At 74.1% G+C, this 21,821-nt stretch carries 17 protein-coding genes; 5 read left to right on the top strand and 12 right to left on the bottom strand.

Annotated features, from left to right (window positions below; all coding sequences use genetic code 11):
• Nucleotides 1-3: 3 nt before the first annotated feature.
• The 4 genes from AAG589_RS05680 to AAG589_RS05665 are packed head-to-tail and all read right to left on the bottom strand — an operon-like array spanning nt 4 to nt 5,460.
• Nucleotides 4-1,659, bottom strand: coding sequence for a carboxyl transferase domain-containing protein (locus AAG589_RS05680; RefSeq protein ID WP_430566302.1), 1,656 nt, complete (start codon nt 1,657-1,659; stop codon nt 4-6).
• Nucleotides 1,656-3,131, bottom strand: a complete 1,476-nt coding sequence (locus tag AAG589_RS05675) for a dihydrolipoamide acetyltransferase family protein (protein ID WP_430566301.1) — start codon at nt 3,129-3,131, stop codon at nt 1,656-1,658. Before AAG589_RS05675 ends, AAG589_RS05680 begins: the two co-directional genes overlap by 4 nt.
• Nucleotides 3,131-4,156, bottom strand: coding sequence for an alpha-ketoacid dehydrogenase subunit beta (locus AAG589_RS05670; RefSeq protein ID WP_430566300.1), 1,026 nt, complete (start codon nt 4,154-4,156; stop codon nt 3,131-3,133). Before AAG589_RS05670 ends, AAG589_RS05675 begins: the two co-directional genes overlap by 1 nt.
• Nucleotides 4,153-5,460, bottom strand: a complete 1,308-nt coding sequence (locus AAG589_RS05665) for a thiamine pyrophosphate-dependent dehydrogenase E1 component subunit alpha (protein ID WP_430566299.1) — start codon at nt 5,458-5,460, stop codon at nt 4,153-4,155. The genes AAG589_RS05670 and AAG589_RS05665 overlap by 4 nt, the downstream gene beginning before the upstream one ends.
• A gap of 140 nt (nt 5,461-5,600) precedes the next feature.
• Between AAG589_RS05665 and AAG589_RS05660 the strand changes: the two genes are divergently transcribed.
• On the top strand, nt 5,601-6,074 hold the full coding sequence (locus AAG589_RS05660; RefSeq protein WP_430566298.1) for an Lrp/AsnC family transcriptional regulator: 474 nt from the start codon (nt 5,601-5,603) through the stop codon (nt 6,072-6,074).
• An 88-nt stretch (nt 6,075-6,162) separates the two neighbouring features.
• On the opposite strand, the gene AAG589_RS05655 is transcribed toward AAG589_RS05660, so the two are convergent.
• The 4 genes from AAG589_RS05655 to AAG589_RS05640 form a co-directional block, all read right to left on the bottom strand.
• A complete protein-coding gene (locus AAG589_RS05655) occupies nt 6,163-6,816 on the bottom strand; it encodes a nucleoside/nucleotide kinase family protein (protein ID WP_430566297.1) in 654 nt (217 codons plus the stop codon).
• A complete protein-coding gene (locus AAG589_RS05650; RefSeq protein WP_430566296.1) occupies nt 6,813-7,787 on the bottom strand; it encodes a carbohydrate kinase family protein in 975 nt (324 codons plus the stop codon). The genes AAG589_RS05655 and AAG589_RS05650 overlap by 4 nt, the downstream gene beginning before the upstream one ends.
• A gap of 129 nt (nt 7,788-7,916) precedes the next feature.
• Nucleotides 7,917-8,978: an L-glyceraldehyde 3-phosphate reductase gene (gene mgrA, locus AAG589_RS05645; RefSeq protein WP_430566295.1), complete on the bottom strand. Its 1,062-nt coding sequence runs from the start codon at nt 8,976-8,978 to the stop codon at nt 7,917-7,919.
• Nucleotides 8,979-9,080: 102 nt separating this feature from the next.
• Nucleotides 9,081-11,387 carry an LLM class flavin-dependent oxidoreductase gene (locus AAG589_RS05640; protein ID WP_430566294.1) on the bottom strand — a complete coding sequence of 769 codons (2,307 nt, stop codon included), beginning with the start codon at nt 11,385-11,387 and terminating at the stop codon, nt 9,081-9,083.
• A gap of 111 nt (nt 11,388-11,498) precedes the next feature.
• Here AAG589_RS05640 and AAG589_RS05635 point away from each other — a divergent pair, with 111 nt between their 5' ends.
• Entirely contained in the window at nt 11,499-12,017 is a 519-nt protein-coding gene (locus tag AAG589_RS05635) for a MarR family winged helix-turn-helix transcriptional regulator (protein WP_430566293.1), read from the top strand.
• 113 nt (nt 12,018-12,130) lie between these two features.
• On the opposite strand, the gene AAG589_RS05630 is transcribed toward AAG589_RS05635, so the two are convergent.
• Genes AAG589_RS05630 through AAG589_RS05620 form a run of 3 tightly spaced genes read right to left on the bottom strand, consistent with a single transcriptional unit; the run spans nt 12,131 to nt 15,360 of the window.
• Nucleotides 12,131-13,456 (bottom strand): ABC transporter substrate-binding protein, encoded by a 1,326-nt coding sequence (locus AAG589_RS05630; protein WP_430566292.1) that lies wholly within the window; start codon nt 13,454-13,456, stop codon nt 12,131-12,133.
• 52 nt (nt 13,457-13,508) lie between these two features.
• Nucleotides 13,509-14,444 (bottom strand): carbohydrate ABC transporter permease, encoded by a 936-nt coding sequence (locus tag AAG589_RS05625; protein WP_430566291.1) that lies wholly within the window; start codon nt 14,442-14,444, stop codon nt 13,509-13,511.
• Nucleotides 14,437-15,360 (bottom strand): carbohydrate ABC transporter permease, encoded by a 924-nt coding sequence (locus AAG589_RS05620; protein WP_430566290.1) that lies wholly within the window; start codon nt 15,358-15,360, stop codon nt 14,437-14,439. The genes AAG589_RS05625 and AAG589_RS05620 overlap by 8 nt, the downstream gene beginning before the upstream one ends.
• 189 nt (nt 15,361-15,549) lie before the next feature.
• Here AAG589_RS05620 and AAG589_RS05615 point away from each other — a divergent pair, with 189 nt between their 5' ends.
• From AAG589_RS05615 to AAG589_RS05605, 3 genes are all read left to right on the top strand, one after another.
• Nucleotides 15,550-17,511 (top strand): DUF6807 family protein, encoded by a 1,962-nt coding sequence (locus AAG589_RS05615; protein WP_430566289.1) that lies wholly within the window; start codon nt 15,550-15,552, stop codon nt 17,509-17,511.
• Nucleotides 17,512-17,549: 38 nt separating this feature from the next.
• Nucleotides 17,550-18,719: a Gfo/Idh/MocA family protein gene (locus tag AAG589_RS05610; protein WP_430566288.1), complete on the top strand. Its 1,170-nt coding sequence runs from the start codon at nt 17,550-17,552 to the stop codon at nt 18,717-18,719.
• A gap of 66 nt (nt 18,720-18,785) precedes the next feature.
• A complete protein-coding gene (locus AAG589_RS05605) occupies nt 18,786-20,243 on the top strand; it encodes a pectate lyase family protein (RefSeq protein ID WP_430566287.1) in 1,458 nt (485 codons plus the stop codon).
• Nucleotides 20,244-20,381: 138 nt separating this feature from the next.
• Here the strand turns inward: AAG589_RS05605 and AAG589_RS05600 are convergent, their stop codons facing one another.
• Complete coding sequence (locus AAG589_RS05600) at nt 20,382-21,785, bottom strand: Gfo/Idh/MocA family oxidoreductase (protein WP_430566286.1); 1,404 nt, start codon at nt 21,783-21,785, stop codon at nt 20,382-20,384.
• Nucleotides 21,786-21,821 lie beyond the last annotated feature (36 nt).

Raw genomic sequence — 21,821 nt, 5'->3', positions numbered from 1 at the left:
CGCTCACATCCGGAAGAGCCCGAAGCGGGGCTCGGTGTCGGTGGACGCCGCGCCGGGCAGGGGCGTGCGGGCGACGACGCCCAGCGCCAGGCCGAGCAGGCGGCGGGTGTCGGGCGGGTCGACGATGCCGTCGTCCCACAGGCGCGAGGTCGCGTGGTACGGGTCGCCGGCGGCCTCGTAGCTCTCGCGGATACCGTCGCGGAACGCCTCCTCCTCGCCCGCGTCCCACTCCTCGCCGCGGCGGGCGAGCTGGTCGCGCTTCACGGTGGCGAGCACCGACGACGCCTGCGCTCCGCCCATCACGGAGATGCGCGACCCGGGCCACGACCACAGGAACCGCGGCGAGTACGCCCTCCCGCACATGGCGTAGTTCCCGGCGCCGAACGACCCGCCCACGATGACGGTCAGCTTGGGCACCCGGGTGGTCGCGACGGCCGTGACCATCTTGGCGCCGTCCTTGGCGATGCCGCCGGCCTCGGCGTCGCGCCCGACCATGAACCCCGAGATGTTCTGCAGGAACACCAGCGGGATCCCCCGCTGGTCGCAGAGCTCCACGAAGTGCGCACCCTTGAGCGCCGACTCGCGGAACAGCACGCCCGCGTTGGCCAGCACCCCCACCGGGTGGCCGTGGATGCGCGCGAAACCCGTGACGAGCGTGGTGCCGTACTCGGGCTTGAACTCGTGCAGCTCGCTGCCGTCGACGATGCGGGCGATCACCTCGCGCGGGTCGTACGGCTGCTGCACGTCTGCTGGTACGACGGCGTACAGCTCGTCGGGGTCGACGACGGGCTCGCGCGACGGCGCGACCTCCCACGCCGGCTCCGGGTCGGGCGGCAGGGTGGCGACGATGTCGCGCACGAGGTCGAGCGCGTGCTCGTCGTCCTCGGCGAGGTGGTCGACGACGCCGGAGCGCTGCGCGTGCAGCTCCCCGCCGCCCAGCTCCTCGGCCGTCACGTCCTCGCCGATCGCCGCCTTCACCAGCGGCGGCCCGCCGAGGAAGATCGTGCCCTGGCCCCGCACGATGACCGTCTCGTCGCTCATCGCCGGCACGTACGCGCCGCCCGCCGTGCACGAGCCGAGCACCGCGGAGATCTGCGGGATGCGCGCCGCCGACAGCTTCGCCTGGTGGTAGAAGATCCGGCCGAAGTGGTCCCGGTCGGGGAACACCTCGTCCTGCCGCGGCAGGAACGCGCCGCCCGAGTCCACGAGGTAGACGCAGGGCAGCCGGTTCTCCAGCGCGATCTCCTGCGCCCGCAGGTGCTTCTTCACGGTGAGCGGGTGGTAGGTGCCGCCCTTGACGGTCGCGTCGTTGCAGACCACCATCACCTGCCGCCCGCTCACCAGCCCGATGCCGGCGATGACGCCCGCGCCCGGCCACTCGCCCGGCTCGCCACGCTCACCGGCACGGTCGGCGTCGATCCCGTACGCCGCGAGCGGCGCGACCTCGAGGAACGGGCTGCCCTCGTCGAGCAGCCGCGCCACGCGGTCGCGCGGCAGCAGCTTGCCGCGCGACGTGTGCTGGTCGCGGGCACGCTGGGTCCCGCCGACGGCGGCCGTGGCGGTGCGCTCGCGCAGGCGGTCCGCGAGCGCCCGCTGGGCCGCGTCGTTGGCGCGGGCCGCGTCGGTGCGGGGGTCGACCGCGCTGGTCAGGGTGGTCACGGGGCCTCCCCATCGCTGGTCGAGCCCGTCGAGACTGGGGTGGCCGTGGTCTCGACAGGCTCGACCAGCGAGACCGGCGAGGTGAGGATCGCGAGCGCCGGGTCGGCGAGCACCGCCCCGAGGTCGGCGAGGAACCGGGCGCCCTGCTCGCCGTCCACCACGCGGTGGTCGAACGTCAGGCTGAGCGTCGTCACCTGCCGCAGCGCCACCTCGCCGTCGTGCTCCCAGGGGCGCCGGGCGACCTGCCCGAGGCCGAGGATCGCCGGCTCGCCCGGGTTGAGGATCGGCGTGCCCGCGTCCACCCCGAAGACGCCGATGTTGGTGATCGTCAGCGTGCCGTTCACGAGCCGCTCGGGCGCGGTCCGGCCGGCCCGCGCCGTCGTCGTCAGGTCCGTCAGCGCGGCGGCCAGCCCGGTGAGGGACAGCGTGTCCGCGGCGGGGACGTGCGGCACGACCAGGCCCCGGTCGGTCGCGACGGCGATGCCGAGGTTCACGTGCGCGGGACGGACGATCTCCGCCTCGCCGCCCGGCAGGTCCACCCAGCGGCTCGTGAGCGCCGGGTGCTGCGGCAGCAGCGCGAGGACGGCGCGCGCCACCAGCGCCAGCACGGTGATCCGCTGCCCGCCCGCCATCGGGTGCGTCTTGAGGCGCGCCAGCAGCTCCATGCTCGCCGTGACGTCCACGGTGAGGAACACCGACGCCTGCGGCGCCGCCGCGCTCGCGACCATCGCCGCCGCCGTGCGCTTGCGGACGCTGCGCACCGGCGTCCGGGTCTCGCCGTCCGCCGCTGTGCCCGCCGCCGTGGCGGGCGCCGTCGTGCCCGACGACGCCGCCTCGACGTCCTCGCGCGTGATCCGCCCGTGCGGGCCGGTGCCCGTGAGCGTGGCCAGGTCGATGCCGCGCTGCCGCGCCAGCGCCCGCACGACCGGCGTCGAGCGCGGCCGCTCGCGCCCGTCCGTCGGGGTGGACGCGACGCCGTTCCGGGACGACGCCGAGGCCGACGTCGTCGCGGTCGCTGAGGGGACGGTGGCGACCGGGACGTCCCGGCGCCTCCGTCGCGCCGGGCGACCCGTGCGCGCGGGCCGCGCGCCGTACCCGACGAGGTTCGGCTCCGGGCTGTCCTCCCCCGCCGAGTTGTCAGGACCAGGAGCAGGTTCTGGTTCTCCTGGTCCTGACGACTCTGACGCCCCGGAGTTGTCAGGGCCAGGAGCGGGTCCTGGTTCTCCTGGTCCTGACAGGTCGAAGGTGACCAGCGGCTCGCCGACCTCGACGGTCTGTCCCTCCTCGGCGTGCAGCACCCGCACGACGCCGGCGACCGGCGACGGCAGCTCGACCAGCGCCTTGGCGGTCTCCACCTCGGCGATCACCTGGTTGAGCTCGACGGCGTCGCCGACGGCCACGCGCCACTCGACGACCTCGGACTCGGTCAGCCCCTCGCCGAGGTCGGGGAGCCGGAACTCGCGCGTCGCCATCACGCTCCCACCTCCACGCCGGCGCCCGACGCCGGCACCCGGCCGAGCACGCGATCGACGCCGACGAGGACGCGGTCCAGGTCGGGCACCTGGTTGCCCTCGAGCTTGGCGGGCGGGTACGGGATGTCGTACCCGGTGACGCGGACGGGCGGCGCCTCGAGGAAGTCGAAGCAGCGCTCGGTGACCGACGTCGCGATCTCGGCGCCCACGCCGGCCTGCCTCGGCCCCTCGTGCAGCACGACGAGCCGTCCGGTGCGGCGCACGGACGCGGCGATCGTGTCGTGGTCGATCGGGGACAGCGAGCGCAGGTCGATCACCTCGATCGAGACGCCCTCGTCGGACGCCGCCGTCGCGGCGTCGAGCGCCGTCGCGACGTGCGAGCCGAACGTCACGAGCGTGACGTCGTCGCCCGGCCGGACCACCCGAGCGGCGGCCATCGGCGGCGCGGCGTCGAGCGCCACGTCCGGGTCCACCTCCCCCTTGACGTGGTAGAGCCGCTTGGGCTCGAAGAACACGACCGGGTCGTCGCAGGCGATGGCCTGCCGCAGCACCGTCGAGGCGTCCTGCGGGTTCGACACCGACACCACGCGCAGCCCGGCCGTGTGCACGAAGTACGCCTCCGGCGACTCGGAGTGGTGCTCGGCCGCGCCGATGCCGCCGGCCACGGGGATGCGGATCGTCACGGGCAGCCGCACGGCGCCGTTCGTCCGGGCGTGCATCTTGGCGAGCTGGCTGACGATCTGGTCGAACGCCACGTACACGAACCCGTCGAACTGGATCTCCACGACCGGCCGGTAGCCGCGGTACGCCAGACCGACCGCGGTGCCGAGGATGCCGGACTCCGCCAGCGGCGTGTCCACCACGCGGCGCGGGCCGAACTCGGCCTGCAGCCCGTCGGTCACGCGGTACACGCCGCCGAGGCGGCCGATGTCCTCGCCGAGCACCATGACGGTCGGGTCGTCGGTCAGCGCGCGGCGCAGGCCGGCGCCGAGCGCCTTGGCGACGGTCAGCGTCTGGGTGGTCATCGGTCGGCCCCCTCGGCGCCCGTGGTGCTGTCGGTGTCGCCCATGTCGTCGAACCCCGCCAGGTACGCCGCGTGCTCGGCGCGCTCGGCCGCCACCGTCGGGTGGGGCTCGGCGAACACATGGTCGAAGACGCTCAGCGGAGGCGGGTCCTCCAGGGCGACGACGCCGGCCCGCAGCTCGGCGGCGACCGCGTCGGCCGCCGCACGCACCCGCGCCTCGTCGTCCTCGCCGAGCAGCCCGCCCGCCCGCAGGTACGCGGCGAGCCGGGCGACGGGGTCGCGCTCGGCCCACTCGTCCAGCTCGGCGGCGTCGCGGTAGCGGGTCGGGTCGTCGGCGGTGGTGTGCGGGCCCATGCGGTAGGTGACGGCCTCGACGAAGGTGGGGCCGCCGCCGGCGCGCGCCCGGTGCAGCGCCTCGCGCGTCACGGCGAGCACGGCGAGCACGTCGTTGCCGTCCACCCGCACGCCCGGCACGCCGAAGCCCGCGGCCCGGCGGACCAGCGGCACCGTGGCCTGGAGCGACACCGGCTCCGAGATCGCCCACTGGTTGTTCTGGCAGAACAGCACCAGCGGCACCTGCCAGGTGGCCGCGAAGACGAACGCCTCGTTGACGTCGCCCTGGCTCATCGCGCCGTCGCCGACGTACGCCACCACGGCGGCCGTGCCGTCGTCGCCCACCTCGACGGCGCCGCGCCCGACGTCGGCCTGGATCCCCAGCGCATAGCCCACGCCGTGCAGCGCCTGGGCGCCGATGATGACCTGCGGCGTCGCCATGCCCACCGCGTACGGGTCCCAGCCCGACGCCGTGATGCCGCGCCACACGCGCAGCAGGTCCACGGGGGTCACGCCGCGCTTGCGGGCGACGGCGTGCTCCCGGTAGCTGGAGAAGACGAAGTCGTCGGCGCGCAGCGCCGCGGCCGAACCCACCTGGGCTGCCTCCTGGCCCTGCAGCGGCGGCCACAGCGCGAGCTCGCCCTGCCGCTGCAGCGCCGTCGCCTCGGCGTCGATGCGCCGCGCGACGACCATGTCCTCGTACAGCGTCAGCAGCGCCGCCCGGGCCTCGTCCGTGCCCGCGTCGACGTCCGTCAACCAGCGGTCGAGCGCCGGGTCGGGGTGCCGCACGCCCTTCTCGTCGAGCAGCCGGACCGGGACGTCGCCCGGCGTCGCGCCCTGCGTGCCCGCCGTCGTGCTGCCGTTCGTGCTTCCTGCCGTCGTTCCGTCCGTCGTACCGGACGCCGTCTCCGTCCGCGCTCCGCCCGCTCGTGACAGGTCGTCGCGGGACGTCGAACCCATGGTGCTGGGCATCGTCGCCTCACCTCGCGTGTCGCCGGATGCTCCTCGTCGAGCGCCGGATACCGCGAACGTAACGCCGCTCACAGAGTGGGACCACCACCCCGCGACACGTTGCGCAGAGTGCTCAGCCCGCCCCCGTTACGCTGGTCGATGTGCGCAGCTACGACGACGTGGACCTGAGCCTCCTGACGGCCCTCGCCGACGACCCGCGGGCCACGATCGCCGCCCTCGCGGAGCGCCTGCGCCTGTCCCGGAACACCGTGCACGCGCGGCTGACCCGGCTCGAGGAGTCGGGCGCCTTCCTCGCCTTCGACCGGCGCATCAACCCCGCCGCGCTCGGGCACCCGCTGACGGCGTTCCTCGAGGTCACCGTGCGGCAGCGCGAGCTGCCCGCCATCGTCGACCGGCTGGCCGGGATCCCCGAGGTCGTGCAGGCGTACGGGCACAGCGGCGCCGCCGACCTGCGCGTGCACGTCGTGTGCCGGGACACCGACCACCTGTTCCGCATCGACGCCGCCATCCTCGCCATCGACGGCGTCGAGCGCACCGAGACGTCCCTGTCCATGGGCGAGCTGATCCCCTACCGCATCCGCCCGCTCATCGAGGCCGCGCGCCGCGCCCTCTGAGATCGCTGGTGGAGCTTGTCGAAACCCCATCCCGCTGGTTGAGCCTGTCGAAACCCGGTGACGAGCGGCTCACGAGGTTTCGACAGGCTCAACCAGCGGGGCGGGAGGACCAGCGGACGACGACGTCCGCGCGGTCGCGCGTCGCCTCGATCAGCTCCGCGTTCGCCTGGTCGGAGCCGTGCGCCCAGCGGCGGGCGTCGTCGCGGCTCTTGCCGAACGCGTGGTGCCGCTCCTCGAGGCGGGTGAGGCGCACCTCGTCGGGCACGTCGAGGTACCAGACCTCCGCCATCCGGGCCCGCGCCGCAGGCCAGGCCCCGGACGGCGCGAGCAGGTAGTTGCCCTCCGTCACGACCAGCGGCACGTCGCCGGGCACGGCCGCCCCCGCCGCGACGGGCTCCTCGAGCTCGCGGCGGAACACCGGCGCATAGACGGGCGGGTCGCCCGGCCGCGCGTCCGCGAGGCGGCCGATCAGGGCCGCGTACCCGGCGTCGTCGAAGGTGTCGATCGCGCCCTTGCGGCTGCCGCGCCCGAGGTCGGCGAGGACGGCGTTCGACAGGTGGTAGCCGTCCATCCCGACCTCGACGGCGAGCGCCGGCCCGAGCGCCTCCACGAGGGCGCGAGCGAGCGTCGACTTGCCGGCCCCGGGTGGTCCGACGATCCCGAGGATCCGGCGCTCGCCCCCCGCCGCCAGCCGTCGGGCGCGGGCCACGAGCTCCGCCGTCGTCGCCGCGACCGCCGTCACCCGTCACCCCGGGAGCTGTCCGACGCGGGCCGGGCCGTACCGCCGTGCGGCTGGGACCGCTCGGGGAGGTGCGCGAGCCAGGCGCGCGGCCCGACCTTCCCCACCCGGGCGCCCGCGACGCTCACCGCCGTGGCACAGGCGTCCTGCAGGCCGGCCCCGCGGGCGAGGGCCACGGCCAGCGCGCCGTGGAACGCGTCGCCCGCGCCGAGGGAGTCCCGCACGTCGACCGGCGGCACGGGCACGGTGCCGCGCTCGCCGGCCTCGACGGCGCCGTCGTCGCGACGGCGCGCCAGGGCCCAGGTCACCGGGTCGCCGCCGTGCGTGACCACCACGGACCGTGCCCCGAGCAGCAGCGCGCCGTGCGCGGCGTCGGCCGCGCCGGGCGCGACGTCGGCCGGCACGGTGAAGTCCGCGCTGAGCGCGGCGACGTCCGCCGCGGGCAGCAGCTCCGCGAACACCGGCCGCCACCGCCCGCCGTCGAGCACCACCTGCGGCCGCGGCCGCAGCCCCTCGACGAAGTCCAGCACGGCCCGCGCGATCGCGGGGTGATGGCCGTCGAGCAGGACGACGTCGGGCCGCGGCAGGGCGTCGAGCGCGCCGGGCGACGGTGCCGGCGCGACGGCGAGCGCCGCGTCGGCGGAGACCACCGACCGCTCCCCCGTCGCCTCGTCGACCAGCACGGCGGACACGGCGAGGGGGAACCCCTCGTCCGGCCCGGCGACGTCGTGCACCTGCACCTCGGCGTCGTCGAGGTCGGCGCGCGCCGCCTGGGCGACGGGCCCGGCGCCGAGCGCACTGACCAGCACCGCCCGCGCCCCGCACGCGGCCGCCGTGACCGCGGCATTGGCGGCCGGGCCGCCTGCCGCGACGTCCTGCCGCGTCGCCGTGATCTTCTCGTTCGGTCCCGGGCGCGCCGACGCCCGGTGCACGACGTCGAGCGTCGTCAGCCCGACGAACCAGCAGACCGCCATCGGTCCTCCCCTCTCCTTCGTCGGTCGAGCCCAGTCGCTGGTTGAGCCTGTCGAAACCCTGTCCTCGGATTTCGACAGGCTCGATCACCGGCGAACGGGGTTTCGACAAGCTCAACCACCGAGTGCGTGCTACCGGCCGGTGCCGTCCACGGCGTGCGGCTCGATGGCGGCGATCTCGTCCTCGGTGAGCGCCGGGGCCGACAGGGCGGCCACGTTGTCCTCGAGCTGCGCCACGCTCGACGCGCCGATCAGCGCGGACGTGATGCGGTCGTCGCGCAGCACCCACGACAGCGCCAGCTGCGCGAGCGTCTGGCCGCGGCCCTCGGCGATCGCGTTCAGCGCGCGGGCCCGCTCCAGGTAGGTGTCGGTGAGGTTCGACGACGACAGGAACGGCGAGTCGCTGCGCGCGGCCCGCGAGCCCTCCGGCGCCGAGCCGCCCAGGTAGCGGCCCGTGAGCAGCCCCTGCGCCAGCGGGGAGAAGACGATCGTGCCGACGCCCAGGTCGCCGACGACGTCGAGCAGCGACTCGCTCTGGCGGCCGTCGTACGGGTCCTCGCGGTCGGCGATCTCGACGTGCCGGTTGAACATCGAGTAGCTGGGCTGGTGGATGAGCAGCGGCACGCCGAGGTCGGCGAGCACCCGCGCGGCCTCGCGCGTGCGCGCCGGCGAGTAGTTGGAGACGCCGACGTACGTCGCCTTGCCCTGCTGGACGGCGGACGCGAGCGCGCCCATCGTCTCGGTCAGGGGCGTGGAGGGGTCGGGGCGGTGGTGGTAGAAGACGTCGACGTGGTCCAGACCCATGCGGCCCAGCGACTGGTCGAGCGAGGAGAGCAGGTACTTGCGCGAGCCGTGGTCGCCGTACGGGCCGGGCCACATGTCGTAGCCGGCCTTGGTGGAGATGACGAGCTCGTCGCGGTAGGGCGCGAGGTCCTTGGCCAGGTGGCGGCCGAAGTTCTCCTCCGCCGAGCCGTAGGGCGGGCCGTAGTTGTTGGCCAGGTCGAAGTGCGTGATGCCCAGGTCGAACGCGCGGCGCAGGATGGCGCGCTGCGTGTCGAACGGGTTCACGTCGCCGAAGTTGTGCCACAGGCCCAGCGACAGGGCGGGCAGGTCGAGGCCGGAACGGCCGGTGCGGCGGTAGGTCATCGACTCGTAGCGGGCGTCGTCGGCCAGGTACCGAGGTGCGAGAGGCATGACCACATCTTCCCCCACAGCCGCCCTCGCCGGTTGAGCCTGTCGAAACCTGGTTCCGTGCGGCTCACGGGGTTTCGACAGGCTCACCGGGTTTCGACAAGCTCAACCAGCGAGGGCCGGCGGCACCGGAAAGTTGGCGCGGAACACGTTGTCCGGGTCCCAGTCGCGCTTCACCTCGCGCAGGCGGGTGAGCGTGGGCTCGGGGAAGGCGTCGAGCAGCCGTTCAGGCCGGGTGTCGGTGTCGAACGACAGGTACAGCCCGTCGGTGTACGGCGCCATGACGTCGTCCCACACGGCGTCGAGCCGGGCCTGGGACGACGACATCGCCGACAGCAGGAAGTTCTGGTGCCGGTGCGCGTACGCCGTCGCGCCCTCCTCGACGTCGTTCGCCGCGCCGCCCGTGGCGCGTACCTGGAGGAAGTACGACTCGCCCGACAGCGCCAACTTCTCGAAGGCGCGGGCGGTCGCGGTGTCCAGGTGCGCCACCAGCCCCGAGCGCACGGCCGGGTCGCCTCCGCCGGAGTGGTGCTTGTCCCCCGCCTGCACGACGCCCGCGTACGGCAGCAGGTACGCCTGGTGGCCGAGCAGCGGCCCGGCGCCCGCGAGGCGCTCGAGCTGCTCGACGGCGGCGTCGGTGTCGTCGCCCGCCCACACGGTCATGAGCTGGGCGACGGGCCCCTGGTCGTCGCTGCCGTCCGCGAGCCGCCCGCGTCGCCCGGGCGAGAGGATGAGGAAGCTGGTCAGCTCGCGCGGCGCGGTCTCGACCACGTGTCCCCAGCGCTCGAGGGTGCCCGCGACGTCGGTGGCGTCGAGCGTCATCTGCGAGAACACGACGGCGCCCTGGTCCCCCAGCGCCATCGCCTCGATCTCCACCCACGTCACGACGCCCAGGTTGCCGCCCGCCCCGCGCAGCCCCCAGAACAGGTCCGGGTTCTCGTCGGCCGACGCCCGCACCACGCGCCCGTCCGCCGTGACGACCTCGGCCGCGACGACGTGGTCGATCGTCAGCCCGTAGGTGCGGCCGAGGAAGCCGACGCCGCCCGCGGTGGCGAGCCCGCCCACGCCGACCCCGCCGAAGTCGCCCGAGCTGATGGCCCAGCCCCGCGGCGCGAGCGCCTCGGCCACCCGGCCCCAGGTCGCGCCCACCCCGACGCGCACGCGCCGGGTGGCCTCGTCGACGACCTCGACCTGGTCGAGCGCGCCGAGGTCGACGACGATGCCGCCGTCGTTCGTCGACCGGCCGCTGATGCCGTGCCCGCCCGACCGCACGCCGAGCGGCACGTCCTGCGACCGCGCGAACCGCACGGCCTCCGCCACCTGCGCGGTGTCCCGCGGGCGGAGCACGAGGCCGGGGGCGCCGGAGCGCAGGTAGTTGTGCCGCACCGCGTCGTACGCGCGGTCGCCGGGCTCGACGGCGGAGGCGGCGAGCGACGGCGGCACCGCGGCGTAGTCGATGCCCGGGCGGCGCAGGGCGATCGCCCGCTCGCCGCGCTGCGTGGCGGCCGGCGCCGTGCCCGACGTCGCGCGCTCGCGCGCCACCAGCTCGCGCACGGCCGGCGCGACCTCCTGGCCGTAGACCTGGATCAGGGTCGGGTCGTCGGCGGCGAGGATCATCGTGCCGACGCCGTCCTCCAGCGCGAGCGCGGCCAGCTCGTCGACCCACTGCTCGACCGGGCCCTGCAGGAAGCCCCGCGGCTGCGAAGTCACCGCGCCCTGCACGTTGAGCAGGCGCCGGATCTCGGCCGGGTGGCGCCCCGCCTCCCGCGCCGCCTCGTCGATGATCGCGTGCCCGCGCTGCAGGTCCCCGTCCTTGAGGTACGCCAGCGACGGAAGCCAGCCGTCGGCCTTGCGCGCGATGAGCCGCAGCATGCGGGGCTTGAGCGCACCGAGCCAGACCGGGACGTCGTGCGCGGGCTCGGGGCCGCGCTTGGCGCCGGCGACGCGGTGGTGCGCGCCGTCGACCCGCAGGGCCCGTCGCTCCCGGCCGTCCCAGATGCCGCGGATGATGTCGAGGGCCTCGTCGAGGGCGTCGACGGACTCGCCCGGCGTCAGCCGGGTGCCGCCCATCGCGACGATCGGGTCCCAGAAGCCGCCCGCGCCCAGGCCGAGCGCGGCGCGGCCACCCGACAGCAGGTCGAGGGACGCGACGGCGCGCGCCAGCACGGCCGGGGGCCGCAGCGGCAGGTTGAGCACGTTGCCCGCGACGGTGACGCGCTCGGTCTGGGCGGCCACCCACGACAGCAGCGTCCAGGTGTCGAGGAACCCGGGCTGGTACGGGTGGTCCTGGAACGTCACCAGGTCGAGGCCCGCCGCCTCGGTCGCCTGCGCCAGGCGCACGGGCGCCTGGGGGTCGGCGTTGGTGGGGGTGATGAACGTGCCGAAGACCAGGTCGTGGCCGTAGTCCGTCATGCGAAGCCTTTCGCGGGTGCCGCTCCCGCACCGCGCGGGAGATCGTCTGCTCCACAGACGATATCAGCCGCAACTCTTCTTCTCGTCCGCGCATTCCTCTACGATGGCGGGGTGAGCACCACCACCGACCCTGTGAGCGACGACGGCAAGCCCACCGACGCGCCGGACGCGCCGTCGCCGCTGGGCTGGTCGCTCGCCGCGCTGCTGCGCGAGTGGAGCGCCCGCGTCGCCGCCGCGTGCGCCGACGTCCCGCACGGGGGCCGCGGCTACGAGGTGCTCGCCGCCGTGACCCACGACGCCCCGCCCACGCAGGCGGCGCTCGCCGCGCGCCTCGGCATCGACCGCACCGTGATGACGTACCTGCTCGACGAGCTGGCCGGCTGCGGCCTCGTCGAGCGGCGGCCCGACCCGGCGGACCGGCGCGCGCGCCGCATCGTCCCGACCGAGCACGGCCTCGCCGTCCTGGCCGACCTCGACGCCCGGGTGCGCACGGCCGAGGACGAGCTCCTCGCCGGGCTGGACGACGCCGAGCGCGACGCACTGCGCCACCTGCTGACGCGCGCCGCCACGGGCGCCGCGCCGGGCGACGACCGGTGCGCCGTCGTCGCGCGCGTCGTCGACCCGGCCTGACCGGCCCCGGCCGGACCAGACCTGCGCCGTCCGCCGCGGCGCACGAGAAGGGACTCGTCCCGCCGCCCTGAAGGACGGCGGGACGAGTCCCGTTCTCGCGGTGGCCTGCGGCGTCAGCCGCCGATCGCGGCCCCGACGTCCTTGAGGAAGGCGTCGGCCGCCTCGTCCGGCGTCATCCGCTCGAACAGCACCTCGGTGTTGATGCGGATCATGATGTCCTGGATCTCGTTCGCGCCGCTCGGCGGCACGGCCGGGTTGTCGACGATGTCGGGCTCCAGGTCGGCCATGAAGTCGGCGACCTTCTGGTCCGCCGCCGTCAGGTCGGGCAGGATCGCCTCGCGCACGGACTCGTTGGCCGGCAGGCCGCGGTCGGTGAGCTGCAGCTTGGCGACCTCCGGGTCGTTGAGCAGGAAGTCGACGAGCTTGGCCGACTCCTCGGGGTGCTTCGTCTTCGCGGAGATCGAGTAGTACATGGCGGGCTTGAAGTACATGCCGGTGCGGTCGAACTGCGACTCGCCGGGCAGCCGCAGCAGCTCGAGCTCGTGCCCGGAGGCGTCGGAGAGCGCACCGAGCTGGTTGGACCACCACACGCCCATCGCGCCGGCGTTGGTGCCGAGGAGCGAGCCCTCGGGCCCGGCGTTCTGGTACTCCACCGACCGCGAGGCGTCGGGCTGGCCGCCGTTCGCCATGAGGTCGAGCGACGTCTGGAAGAACTCGGCGACGGTCTCCTTCGAGACGCCGAGCGTGCCGTCCTCGTTGTAGAGGGTCTCGCCCTTCTGCCGGGCCAGCACGTTGAGGCCCGCCTCGTTGAAGCCGTAGTCCTGCGCGCCCCAGACGCCGTCGCCGGCGCCCTTCGAGATCTTGCCGGCGATGTCGACGTAGTCGTCCCACGTCCAGGTCTTGTCGTCCGGCATGTCGACGCCGGCGTCGGCGAAGATCTGCGGGTCGGCGACCATCGCGTACGCGTTGACGCCGGTCGGGATGCCGACGAGCTTGCCGTCGACCTCGCCCGTGCTGAGGATGTCGTCGGCGATCTTCGACGTGTCGACGCCGGTCATCTCGCCGATGACCCCGCGCGACGCGTAGTCGGACAGGTACCGCTCCTCCTGGGTGATGACGTCCGGGGTGTCGCCGCCGGCCGTGGCGGTGGCGAGCTTGTCCCAGTAGCCGTCCCAGTCGGTGTAGTCCGGCACGACGGTGATGCCGGGGTTCTTCTCCTCGAACAGGTCGATGATCTGCTGGGTGGTCTTGTGCCGGTCGTCCGACCCCCACCACGCGAAGCGGATCTCGACGTTCCCGCCGTCGTCGCCGCCCTCGTCGGACGGCACGATGCCGGAGTCGCCCCCGGAACAGGCGGTGAGGGCGAGCGCCCCGGCGGCGGTGAGGGCGACGAGCGCGGCGCCGCGGCGTCGCGTCGCCCGGGTGGCTGTGACTCGCATGAGGTTCTCCTTCGAACGACGGTGCGGACCGTGCGGTGGGGGTGGCGGCGGGCTACTTGATGCCGGTGGTGGCGATGCCCTTGACGAGGTACTTCTGGCCGAACAGGAAGACGAGGAACACGGGGATCAGCGAGACGATCGACATCGCGAACAGCGGACCCCACGAGCTGTTGCTCGTCGCGTCCACGAAGGTCCGCAGCGCGATGGGCACGGTGTACATGTCCGGCTTCGTCAGGAAGATGAGCTGGCTGAAGAAGTCGTTCCACGTCCAGATGAACGTGAAGATCGCGGTGGTGGCGAGCGCCGGCAGCGACAGCGGCAGCATGATCCGCAGGAAGATGCGCACGTGCCCGCAGCCGTCGAGCCGGGCCGCCTCGTCGAGGTCCTTCGGGATGCCGCGGAAGAACTGCACCATGAGGAAGACGAAGAACGCGTCGGTGGCCAGCAGCTTCGGCACGATGAGCGGCAGGAACGTGTTGATCCACGACAGCGACGAGAACAGGATGTACTGCGGCACGATGATGACGTGGATCGGCAGCATGATCGACATGAGCATGACGGCGAACCACAGGTTGCGGCCGCGGAACTTCAGCCGGGCGAACGCGTAGGCCGCCATCGAGCACGAGATCAGGTTGCCGAGCACCGAGCCGAGCACGACGATCGCCGAGTTCAGCAGGTAGTGGCCGAACGGGTCGAGCAGCGCGTTCCAGCCGTCGGTGTAGTTGCCGAAGTCCCACTCGGTGGGGATCAGCCCCGGCTCGCGGAAGATGAGCTCGGTCGGCTTGAACGAGCTCGCCAGCATCCACAGCAGCGGGTAGAGCATGACGAGCCCGAAGGCGATCAGCGCGACGTGCCGGAGCACGCGGCGCACGGCGGCCCAGGCGCGACCGCGCGGCGGGCGGCGCTCGGGGTAGCTCGCGGCCACCTCGGTGAGCGTGGGGCGGGCGGAGGCGGGGCGCGGCTCGGTGCGCGCGGGAGCGTCAGTCATCGTAGAAGACCCAGAACTTGGAGGCGAGGAAGTTCACGGCGGTCATGCCCGCCACGACGAGCAGCAGGAACCAGGCCATCGCCGACGCGTACCCCATCTGGTACGAGCCGAAGCCCTTCTCGTAGAGGTACAGCGTGTAGAAGAGGGTCGAGTCGACCGGGCCGCCCGTCCCCCCGCTGACGATGAAGGCCTGCGTGAAGGACTGGAAGGCCCCGATGAGCTGCAGCACCAGGTTGAAGAAGATGATCGGCGTGAGCAGGGGCACCGTGATGCTGCGGAACCGCCGCCACGGGCCCGCCCCGTCGATCGACGCGGCCTCGTAGTACATGGCGGGGATCTGCCGCAGGCCGGCCAGGAAGATGATCATCGGCGCGCCGAACGTCCAGACGTTCAGCACCATCAGGGTGCCGAGCGCGTAGTCGGGGTGCGAGACCCAGCCGACGCCCTCGATCCCGAAGAACCCGAGGACCTGGTTGACGAGGCCGTCGGCCCCGAACACCTGGCGCCACAGGATGGCGATGGCCACGCTGCCGCCGAGCAGGGACGGCAGGTAGTACACGGACCGGTAGAAGGCCAGGCCGCGCAGGCCCTTGTCGAGCACCATGGCGAGCGCGAGCGCGGCCGCCAGCTGCAGCGGCACGGAGACGAGCACGTAGGTGAACGTGACCTTGAGGGCCTGGAAGAACCGCGGGTCGGAGAACATCCGCGTGTAGTTCTCGAGCCCGATCCAGCCCGGGGCCTCGAGCAGGCTGTAGTCCGTGAAGGACAGGTAGAGGGACGCGACCAGCGGGAAGGCCGTGATGAGGATCAGGCCCACGAACCACGGGGCGAGGAAGAGCGCCGCGGCCTTGCCGTCGCCCTTGCGCCGCTCCGGGGCCGCCCCGCGGGTGCGGGCCACCTCCTGGATCACCGCCATCTCGGCACCGTGCCTCTCACGGTGCCGATCGGCGTGGTGGTGGGCGTCATCGCCGGCCTCCCGATCTTCGTCGATCCGAGGTCTCCGGGGGCTCCTGCACCTGGAAACCGGTTGCTTCTCGGGAACGTACCACGGGAGGAACCGGTTTCCAATGGTGTACGGTCGGCTCGTGAGCCCGAGGAGGCATCGATGCCTGAGCTGAACGTCCGGCGCCCGTCCGTCACCATCGCGGACGTCGCCGCCGCCGCGGGCGTCTCGCGCGCCACCGTCTCCCGCGTGATGAACGGTCGCAGCACCGTCGACCCCGCCATCGCCGCGCGCGTGCAGGAGGCGGCGATCGACCTGAACTACCGCCCCAGCAACGTGGCGCGCAGCCTGTCCCTCGGCCGCACCGAGACCGTCGCGCTCGTCGTGCCCGACCTGGGCAACCCGGTCTTCCAGCAGATCCTGCGGGGCGTGACGTCCGCCGCCGCGGAGGACGGCTACCGGGTGCTCGTGGCCGACGCCGCCGAGGACCCCTCGGAGGAGGCGGCCATCGCCCGCGAGGCGCGCATGCGCTGCGACGCGCTCATCCTGGTCGCGCCGCGGATGCCGGGCGCCGCCCTCGACGCGCTGCTGCCCCTGGTGAGCCCGGCGGCCGTGATCAACCGCGCCGTCGAGCACCCGGCCACGCCGAGCCTCGTCATCGACTACGAGGACGCCACCGTCCAGGTCGTCGAGCACCTCGTCGACCTCGGGCACCGCCGGCTCGCCTACCTCGCCGGCCCGCGGGCCGCGGCGACCGACGTGGCCCGCCGCACCGGCCTCGCCACCGCCCTCGAGCGCCACCCGGACCTCGAGATCGTCGAGCTCCCCGTGGGCGCCGACCTGGCGTCCGGGCACGCGGCCGCGGGCGAGGTGCTCGCCAGCCGCGCCACCGCCGTCGTCGCGTACAACGACCTCGTCGCGTTCGGGCTCCTCGCCGCCCTCAACGAGGCGGGCGTCGCGGTGCCCGGCGACATCTCGGTGGCCGGCTTCGACGACATCGACCTCGCCCGGTACGCCACCCCCGGCCTCACCACGGTGTCCGTGCCCCAGGCCGAGCTGGGCCGGCAGGCGTGGCGCGAGCTGCACGCCGTCATCGACGACGACGCGCACGCCGCCAGCAGCACCCGGTTCACCGCCCGGCTCGAGGCGCGCTCCAGCACCGGGCCCGTGCCGCGCACCCTCGCGCGCGCCGTCGTCACGGAGCCGGAGCCCGCCACCGCGCCGGAGGCCGACGTCGTCGACCCGGGGCCGACGTGGTCTGTGGAGCCGCACGAGATCGTGCTGCGGCACACGCGCGACCGCGTGCCGCTGGCGCGCTACGTCGACGGCGGCCGGCTGCCCGCCATCCACTCCCCGCGGCCGTACCTGCACCCCGTGCACTCGCTGGCGGGCGTGGCCCTCACCGAGTCCGAGCCCGTGGACCACCGCCACCACTACGGCGTGAGCGTCGCCGTGGCGGACGTCAACGGCACCAGCTTCTGGGGCGGCCGGACCTTCGTGGCGGACGTCGGCCCGACCCTGCTGCCGAATCACGGGCGGCAGGTGAGCACGCACACGGAGGTCGACCCGCTCGCGCCGCACGTCCTGCACGACACGGTGCGCTGGGACGACGAGCACGGCAACCCCCTGCTCGACGAGCAGCGCCGCCTCGGCGCCCGCCTCCTCGACGACGACACCTGGGTGCTCGAGTGGCGCACCACGCTGCACGCGTCGCTCGGGCCGCTGGAGATCCGCTCCCCCGCCACCAACGGCCGCCCCGGCGCCGGGTACGGCGGCGTCTTCTGGCGCGCGCCGATGTCGCAGAGCACGGCGGTGCTGTCCGAGGCGGGCGACGGCGAGGCCCCGGCCCACGGCAGCACGTCGCCCTGGGTCGCGTACGTGCAGCAGCACCACGACCCCTACGCCGAGGACCGCCCGACGACGCTGCTGCTCGCGCAGACCTCGCCGGCCCGGCACTGGTTCCTGCGGGCCGCGGAGTACCCCGGCGCCGGCCCCGCGCTCGCCTGGGACACCCCGCTCGTCGTGCCCGCCGGCGGCACCGTCGAGACGGGCCTCGTGGCCGCCCTCGTGGACCGCGCGCTCGACCACGACGAGGCCGCCGCGCTCGCGGCCGCGCTGCGCTGACCTCCCCGCACACCCGGCACGACACGGACAGGACGACGATGACCGACCCGATCTCCGACGGCTCTGCCACCCGGATCGCCCCGCAGATCGCCGTGGTGGGCCTGCACGGCCACGGCGCCTCCCACGTGCGCCGCGTCCTCGAGCTGCAGCGCGCCGGACGAGCACGGCTGGCCGCCGTCGTCGACCCGCGGGAGCCGGGCCCCGGCCACGACGCGCACGACGCCGGCGCACCCTGGTACCCGACCCTCGGCGACCTGCTGTCCACCCCGCAGGCGCGGGTCGACGTCGTCGTGCTGAGCACCCCCATCCCCACCCACCTGCCGCTGGCCCGCGCGGCCATGGAGGCGGGCATCGACGTGCTGCTGGAGAAGCCGACGACGGCGTCGCTGGCGGAGCACGCGGAGCTCGTCGCGGTGGCCGAGCGCACGGGCCGCCGCTGCCAGGTGGGGTTCCAGACGTTCGGGTCGCACGCGCTGCCGGCCGCGGCGGACGCGCTGGCCCGCGGCGAGATCGGCGAGGTGCTGGGGCTGGGCGCCGTCGGCACGTGGGTGCGCACGGCGTCCTACTGGAAGCGCGCGGCCTGGGCGGGCCGGCGGCGCCTCGACGGCCGCGACGTCGTCGACGGGGTGGTGACCAACCCGCTGGCCCACGCGGTGGCGACCACGCTGCGCCTCGGCGGCGCGACCACCGCGCAGGACGTGGCCTGGGTGGACACCGACCTGTACCGCGCCAACTCGATCGAGGCCGACGACACCTCGTCCGTGCGGGTCAAGGACGCCGCGGGCCGACGGTACGGCTTCGGCCTGACGCTGTGCGCGCCGGAGCGCAGCCCCGCGCGCGTGGTGGTGCACGGCACCCGCGGCGAGCTGGTGCTCGAGTACGAGCACGACCGGCTGCTGCTGCGCACCGACGCGGTCCAGATGGACAAGACCTACGGCCGCACCTCCCTGCTCGACGACCTGATCGCCGCGCGCTCCGACGACCGGCGCCCCCTGCTGTGCGACGTCCGCGACACGGGCGCGTTCATGCGGGTGCTCGAGGCCGTGCGCACCAGCGCCGACCCGACGCCGATCGCGGACGAGCACGTCGAGTGGCGGGGCACGGACGAGGAGCGGCACCCCGTGGTGCGCGACGTCGAGCACTGGTGCGCCGAGGTCGCGCGCACGCAGCGCACGTTCGCCGAGCTCGGGGCGCCCTGGGCCGCCTGACGCGCCACACGCTTCCCGGCCGGCACCGTCGCCGGCCGGGTACCGCCGGAACGAAGGAGTTTCGCCATGCGTCTGCCGTCCCCTCCCCTCCCGGTCCCGCGCCGCCGCACGGGCGCCGCGCTCGCGGCCGCCGCGCTGCTCGTCACGACCGGCGCCGGCGTCGCCTCGGCGCACGGCGGGCCTGCCGGCCATCCCCCGCGCACCGACCTGGGCCGCCAGGTCGTGACGCCCGGCGCGGACGGCTGGGCGTCGGTCGCCACCACGACCGCGCCCGAGGGCGTCACGCGGGACTCCGCGCCGGTCACCGGCGGCGCCGCGGCCGCGGCCCCCGAGGTGTACGTCGTCGACACCTGGGCCGAGCTCCGCGACGCCCTGGGCGGCCGCGCGGGCGCCGACCTCGACGACGGTCGCGGGCTCGAGGTGCCGCGCATCGTCTACGTCCGCGGCACGATCGACGCGTTCACCGGCCCGGACGGCGCGGCGCTGGACTGCCAGGACTTCGCCGACCAGGTGCCCGTGGCGGGCAGCGGCGAGGCGTTCACGATGGACGACTACATCGCCGCGTACGACCCCGCCGTCTGGGGCACGGACGAGCCCGCCGGCCCGCTCGAGGACGCCCGGGTCGCGGCGGCGAAGGTGCAGGCGGCGCAGACCCAGGTGCACGTGGGGTCGAACGTCACGATCGTGGGCGTGGGCGACGACGCCCGGATCGTCGGGGCGAACCTGCGGGTCCGCGACTCGCACAACGTCATCGTGCGGAACCTGACCCTCTCGGACGGCCGCGACTGCTTCCCGCAGTGGGACCCCACCGACGGGGAGCTCGGCAGCTGGAACTCCGCGTACGACAACCTGTCGGTCTGGACGTCCACCGGCGTGTGGGTGGACCACAACACCTTCGACGACGGCGATCACCCGGCGTCGTCGCTGCCGCAGGTGTTCGGCCGGCCGTTCGAGATCCACGACGGCCTGCTCGACGTCACGCACGGCGGTGACCTGGTGACCGTGTCGTGGAACCGCTTCGAGTCGCACGACAAGACGATGATCATCGGCTCGTCCGACTCGCGGCTGCAGGACCGCGGCCAGCACCGCGTGACGATCCACCACAACCGGTTCCAGGACATCGGCCAGCGTGCGCCGCGTGTCCGCTTCGGCGACGTGCACGTCTACGACAACTCGTACATCCAGTCGACGGCCGACAAGTTCCAGTACTTCTGGGGCGCCGGCAAGGAGTCGAGCCTGGTCGTGGAGAACAACGCGCTGCGGCTCGCCTCGGGCGTCGAACCCGCACGGGCCGTGGGCGCCTACGGCGGCACCATGCTGCGCGAGACCGGCACGGTCGTGAACGGCCGCCCCGTCGACGTGGTGGGCGCGTTCAACGCCGCCGCCGACGCCCCGCTGGCCGACGAGGCCCGGTGGGCGCCGTCCGACCACTACCGCTACCGGCTGCTGCCCGCCCGCGCCGTGCCCGCCGTCGTCGACGCCGGCGCCGGGGCGGGCGTGCTGCGCTCCACCACGCCGAGGTAGTTCGAACCCTGCCGAGGTAGTTCATCTCGTGCCGAGGTAGTTCATCTCGTGCCGAGGTAGTTCATCTCGTGCCGAGGTAGTTCCTGGCCGGAGGGCCAGGAACTACCTCGGCAGAGCTCGAGCTACCTGGGTGAGCGGTCAGAGGTCGATGCCGAGGCCCAGGTCGTCGAGGCGCACCGGGTCGCCGGTGGCCAGCGAGCGGTTGCCGGCGTAGCCGATGCCGGACGCGCGCAGGCCGTCGCGGAAGCCGGCGGCGCGGCCCAGCGGGTCGGCCTCGGTGCGGCCGCGGAAGACGTCGGCGAGCAGCAGCGCGTCGCCGCCGCCGTGACCGCCGTGCCCGACGGCGACGATCGGCCGCTCCTCCGCACGCTCCCAGTGCTTCTGCACGACCAGCCGCTCGGCCTCCGGGCGCACCGTGTCCTCGCCGAAGGTCGCGGTGAAGCTCGGGTCGACGGTGGCCTTCCCGTCCGCGCCGAAGACGACGCTCCCACGCTCGACCACCTCGAGCTCGGCGCGGCCGCGCGAGCCGTTGACGACCACGCGGTACCCCTCCCACGGCGCGCTGGCCGTGAGCGAGTACGTGAGCACCGGGCCGCCGGCGTACTCCACCACCAGCCCGAGGGTGTCCTCGGTGGTGATGCCCGGGTCGAAGACGCTGCGGTCGCGGCGGTAGCCGTCCACGGCCTGCGCCTCGGCGCCGTACAGCTCCGCGAGGTACGGGTCGGCGTCGACGTCGATGCGCCACGGGTCCACGCCCTGCTCGTTGAGGGCCTTCTCCCCCGCCGTCGGCTCGTAGCCGCTCGCGTGCGCCGCGTCGTCGCCGTAGAACCGGCGGCCGCCGCTGGCGAAGACCCGCTGCGGCACGGCGTCGATCCACCAGTTCACGAGGTCGAAGTGGTGGCTGGACTTGTGCACCAGCAGGCCGCCGTTGTTGACCTTCTCGCGGTGCCAGCGGCGGAAGTAGTCCGCGCCGTGCACGGTGTCGAGGGCCCAGTCGAAGTGGACGCTGAGCACCTGCCCGATCTCCCCGGACGCGATGACCTCGCGCAGCGCGGAGTTCCGCGGCGAGTAGCGGTAGTTGAACGTCATCGTGAGGTCCCGGCCGGTCTCGGCGACGGCGTCCGCGATCTGCCGGGCCTCCGCCTCCGTGGCGGCGATCGGCTTCTCGACGACGACGTCGACGCCCGCGCGCAGCGCCCGCGAGACGAGGTCCGCGTGCGTGTTGTCCACCGACGTGACGATGAGCCGGTCGACCCGCTGCTCGTCGAGCGCCTTCTCCAGGTGGTCGGGGTGGTAGACCGGGCGCTCGCCGCCGACCGCGGCCGCGACCTTCGCCTCGTGCACGGCCGCGCGCACGGGGTTGGGCTCCACCCAGGCGACGATCTCGCCGTCGTCGGCGTGGTCCCCGATCAGCGCGTTCACGTACATGCCGGCACGGTGGCCGGCGCCCGCGACGGCGTAGCGGCGGCGCTCGGAGCCGGTCGAAGTACCGGTCGAGGTACCGGTCGAGGTACCGGTCGAATCGGCGGGGACGGAGGGCATCGTCGATCTCCTTGGTGTCGCCGCGACGGCGACGTC

The organism is Isoptericola sp. F-RaC21 (assembly GCF_038593535.1).
Classification (GTDB): domain Bacteria; phylum Actinomycetota; class Actinomycetes; order Actinomycetales; family Cellulomonadaceae; genus Isoptericola.
Note: the sequence above shows the minus strand (reverse complement) of the source record. Positions and strands in the feature narration are given on the sequence as shown.

Excerpts from the sequence above, each read along its gene's own strand:
- AAG589_RS05615 (WP_430566289.1), top strand. The coding sequence starts at position 15,550 with ATGCCTGAGCTGAACGTCCGGCGCCCGTCCGTCACCATCGCGGACGTC.
- AAG589_RS05630 (WP_430566292.1), bottom strand. The coding sequence starts at position 13,456 with ATGCGAGTCACAGCCACCCGGGCGACGCGACGCCGCGGCGCCGCGCTC.
- mgrA (WP_430566295.1), bottom strand. The coding sequence starts at position 8,978 with ATGCCTCTCGCACCTCGGTACCTGGCCGACGACGCCCGCTACGAGTCG.
- AAG589_RS05600 (WP_430566286.1), bottom strand. The coding sequence starts at position 21,785 with ATGCCCTCCGTCCCCGCCGATTCGACCGGTACCTCGACCGGTACCTCG.
- AAG589_RS05675 (WP_430566301.1), bottom strand. The coding sequence starts at position 3,131 with ATGGCGACGCGCGAGTTCCGGCTCCCCGACCTCGGCGAGGGGCTGACC.
- AAG589_RS05620 (WP_430566290.1), bottom strand. The coding sequence starts at position 15,360 with ATGGCGGTGATCCAGGAGGTGGCCCGCACCCGCGGGGCGGCCCCGGAG.
- AAG589_RS05605 (WP_430566287.1), top strand. The coding sequence starts at position 18,786 with ATGCGTCTGCCGTCCCCTCCCCTCCCGGTCCCGCGCCGCCGCACGGGC.
- AAG589_RS05625 (WP_430566291.1), bottom strand. The coding sequence starts at position 14,444 with ATGACTGACGCTCCCGCGCGCACCGAGCCGCGCCCCGCCTCCGCCCGC.
- AAG589_RS05640 (WP_430566294.1), bottom strand. The coding sequence starts at position 11,387 with ATGACGGACTACGGCCACGACCTGGTCTTCGGCACGTTCATCACCCCC.
- AAG589_RS05670 (WP_430566300.1), bottom strand. The coding sequence starts at position 4,156 with ATGACCACCCAGACGCTGACCGTCGCCAAGGCGCTCGGCGCCGGCCTG.
- AAG589_RS05610 (WP_430566288.1), top strand. The coding sequence starts at position 17,550 with ATGACCGACCCGATCTCCGACGGCTCTGCCACCCGGATCGCCCCGCAG.
- AAG589_RS05665 (WP_430566299.1), bottom strand. The coding sequence starts at position 5,460 with ATGCCCAGCACCATGGGTTCGACGTCCCGCGACGACCTGTCACGAGCG.
- AAG589_RS05650 (WP_430566296.1), bottom strand. The coding sequence starts at position 7,787 with ATGGCGGTCTGCTGGTTCGTCGGGCTGACGACGCTCGACGTCGTGCAC.